The sequence below is a fragment of the Clostridioides sp. ZZV15-6383 genome, from assembly GCF_020657735.1.
GTDB classification, from domain to species: Bacteria; Bacillota; Clostridia; order Peptostreptococcales; family Peptostreptococcaceae; genus Clostridioides; species Clostridioides difficile_D.
The window spans coordinates 1-3,918 of record NZ_JAGWCV010000107.1; the positions used below are offsets into that span (position 1 = coordinate 1).

Sequence of the window (3,918 nt, forward strand, 5' to 3'; positions counted from 1 at the left end):
TCAATTTGTATAGTATTTTGTTTTTGCATACAATTATTATACAAGAATCCCAGGCTCTTTTGAACTTGGGATTTATTTTTTTTATACAAAAAAGGGGCGTAGCACTATTTTTTAGTGCGACAGCCCCATTTTTTAGATTTCTATAACAATCATATCAAGTATAAATTAAAATAGTTTATCTCTCGTAAATACTTATAAAATTGGTGCTTGGCTATTCATTGAATATCCATCATTTCTTACATCATTTATCTCTAATATTTCATTCTTTACTTCAACTTTAGTAAGTTTTTTAACTGCCCCATAAGGCTCTTTTAGTGAAAGTTTATCTCCTCTTCCAGAAATAACCCATAAAATTTTATATCCTCTAGGTACTACTTGTAGCTTATTTTCCCCCTTACCATCAGTAAAGTAAACCAACAAATTAACCTTTTTATTATTAGCATATTCAAAGACTGGAGAAAATCTAGTACCTCCACCTATCCTAATTCTATCCTTTACGTCTCTTTCAGTTCTCACTTTATATACACGTCTAATTTCATTATCACACTCTATAATTGTAATTTCATGATTATAATTTTTCACTATATTAAGTACTTCTTTAATCGCTTGTTTAAACTCTTCATCACTGATACTTCCACTTATATCAAGTGCAACTGCTATTTCTGCCTTGTGACTTCTAAGCTCCCCCCTCAAATCTAAACGATTTGGTTGTCTTCTATTTCTTCTTGTCATAGTCTTTTTTTTATTACTTTCAACTGTTCCCATTATTCTATTAAGATATAAATTCCATGGCAATTCACCCTTACTATTTTTAAGTGATGATATCATACTTTCTAAATAAGCAGGAATTTTACCTTTTTGAGAACTGTTAATAAATTTTTCAGTAAATTCTCTAAGAGTATTTTCATCTATCTCATTGGATTCATCCCAGATATCATGAGTTTTTTCTGGACTATAACCAGTTTCTATATCTCCATATTTATCACTATCATCTTCTTCACCATCTTCATCTTCTTCCATCAAATCTAATTCAGTTTGAATCTTTTCTACATAATATTCAAAAGGTTCATATGGCTCAAGTTTTAATGAATATTTTAAGTTTACCCACTCCAAAGTAGTTGCATATGGTGGTAAATTATTTAAAAATTTATTTACTACTATATCCATTGCCATATTAATGGCCAAAGTACTATACTTTCCTTTTAATTCCTTTGCTCTCACTAAATGCATAGATAATATATGATGAATTTCATGTTTAATTGTAGTTTCCATTTGATTTATATCAAGTGTTAAAAAAATTATTGGATTGAAATATATAACATATTTAGCTCCCTTAAAATTCACACCTGTAGGACTACTTATATCAAATCTTATCTCCCTTGACATCTGAAACAAAAAATATCCATAAAAATTATCTTCTTCTTCCATAAGACTTAAATTCACTTTATCTATAAGACTAAAAAACTCATACTTAAAATCTTGTGGTATATCTATATCAAATTTCTCATTAGCACGATTTGCCTTTAGCATAGAATGAGTATTTATAATTTCGCTGGCTTTATTATAAAGCTCATTTACTTGTTTATCAAAATAAGTTTTCATACATTATCCCCTTATTAAACTATAAGATTCAAAATATGATTTTACAAACTCTTCATTTTCTATAGCTTTTTTATATACTTCAATATAACTGTTTCTAATATCCTTCATAATTCCTATCATTAAATCTACAGGATACATTTTTAAAAACTCAATAAATCTATTAATATAGTGGTTTGATTCATATTTATCATTCTTAATATTTAGTTCTAAGTTTTTTAAGATATTCATAGCTGATAGATAAAGTCTTGTATGACTCTCATTTTTTACTCTTTCTACAATGGACTCATCAATAGATTCTCCTAAAAAAACATCTTCATAGGATATTAATGGTTTAGAATCTGATTCAATAAAGCTTATAAACTCTTCTGCAATAACCTTACCTACATTCCCTTTTATAACATTTAAAAATACTGATCTAGGAATAAAATTATTTTTTTCCTTATAAACTTTATAAATTTTAGATACTCTTTCATAACTTCTAGGAGTTGCTCTTACATCATCTTCGTTTATTTTATGCAGATATTCTGGAAAAGTGGAAATAAATTCGATAACTTTTCTTTCAATTCCCTCATCTATTGCCCATTTTAACCATTGCGTATGGTCACTCTCCATACTTAACCAAACAAACCTATTTTCTTGAGCTGCATCCATATCTACAACTTGATAATCAAAATCTGAACCATATTTGCTTGATGGATTCATCGCTGCTAAAATCTTTACATCATCATGCAATTTATATTCATTAATTTCTCTATTTAAAATTAAATTCATAAGTTCTTGCTGTACTGTATGCTCACAACGATTTATCTCATCTATAAATAAAAGAACTATCTTACCTTTAGATATCTCTTCATCAATTTCCCTTAATTTGTTATGAACAGCATATACTGTTGTTTTCTTTTCAGTCTTGTATCCATTAGAATTAACTCCTACATAAGATTCTATAGTAGGAAGACCACCTATTTCACCCTCTTTAAGCAGGTTTCCATCAATAACAACTAAACTCCAATCATTTTCTTTGGCAAGCTTATTTGCTAAAGCTGTTTTTCCTATTCCACTTTCACCTACTATTAAAGGTACTTCTCCAGTGGATAATATTAAGTCAACGCTTTTTAATGTGTCTATAAAATTCATTTTTATCTCTCCTAAATAATCTTTAATTTCTCATCTACAGCTATTTTTTTTGCTGTCTTACTTCCATATTTATAAATAAACATAATTTTATCTATTGGTATATTCTCACTATTTCTATCTATAACACTACAATTTAAAAAATCTCTAATATACTTCTCTTCAACATCTTCTTTTGATAATACTTCTTTTAATACTTCCTCCAATTCATCTTTAGATATTTTCTTTATAATGTACTTAATCACTAAAATATTCACTTTTAGAAATTCCAACATTTTATTCTTATCTAAATCAGTTATAAAGCTAATAGCTGCTTCATTATTTTTTATAGCTATAAGTTCTGCACTATAACTAGGTGACTCTATATACCTCAAGGCATCATAACTTATTCTCACTGCCTCTTCTTGTACGCTTTCATAAGGTTTTTTTATAAACTTTATTGAATCGTAATTTTTTCTTACAGCTAACAATTGCAACTCTTCACTTGGATTTTTAGCATATTTAATTGCCCATCCTGCTTGATTTATAGCCATCTCAATAACTCTATCAGTTGGGTTTTTGATATAATCCAGTATACTCCATCCCTCACTTACTGCTTTTATCATCATATCTTCTGTTGGATTATCAATAAATTTGATTGCTCTAATATTGTTATCTATTGCTAATTCTTGCATCTCTCTAGTTGGATTATCTATATATTCTAGTACAAGCCCATTTTCTTTAATAGCTAATAATTTCATTTCATCAGTTGGATTATCTATAGTAGCTATAATATTGGGATTATTTTTTATCATTTCAATAACTCTTGATTTTTCCATAATGTGCCTTTCTTTCTATAATTATTTTTATATCTATATTAATTATAATAATCTATTCCTATTTATATAATTGTTTCTTATTATAATTAATATACTTTTTAAGCAAATTTAAACAGAATAATTATACCAATATATAAAAAAATTTCTAGAAACTAATAAAATTAAGTTATAAGTATAAATATATTTCTATTATTTATAAAATTATATTAAAATACAATGCTAATATTAATAATAAAAAATAGGCTGTCTCAAAATTGGATATGTCCCTGTCAAGTAGACAGACTTAAAAAAGGCTATCTTTACTCGGAATGAGTTCGATATTCAATCGGACTCATTCCGTTTTTTAATTGTATTCTTTCATTATTAT

Annotated in this window: 3 protein-coding genes; all 3 read right to left on the reverse strand. The window is 27.1% G+C overall.

Features of this window, described 5'->3' with window-relative positions; genetic code table 11:
- Positions 1 to 192: 192 nt before the first annotated feature.
- The 3 genes from KGF42_RS18775 to KGF42_RS18785 are packed head-to-tail and all read right to left on the reverse strand — an operon-like array spanning position 193 to position 3,551.
- A complete protein-coding gene (locus KGF42_RS18775; RefSeq protein ID WP_227826880.1) occupies positions 193 to 1,602 on the reverse strand; it encodes a VWA-like domain-containing protein in 1,410 nt (469 codons plus the stop codon).
- Positions 1,603 to 1,605: 3 nt separating this feature from the next.
- Positions 1,606 to 2,736 carry an ATP-binding protein gene (locus tag KGF42_RS18780; RefSeq protein WP_227826881.1) on the reverse strand — a complete coding sequence of 377 codons (1,131 nt, stop codon included), beginning with the start codon at positions 2,734 to 2,736 and terminating at the stop codon, positions 1,606 to 1,608.
- Between the two features lie 11 nt (positions 2,737 to 2,747).
- Positions 2,748 to 3,551, reverse strand: coding sequence for a hypothetical protein (locus tag KGF42_RS18785; RefSeq protein WP_227826882.1), 804 nt, complete (start codon positions 3,549 to 3,551; stop codon positions 2,748 to 2,750).
- Positions 3,552 to 3,918: the final 367 nt, after the last annotated feature.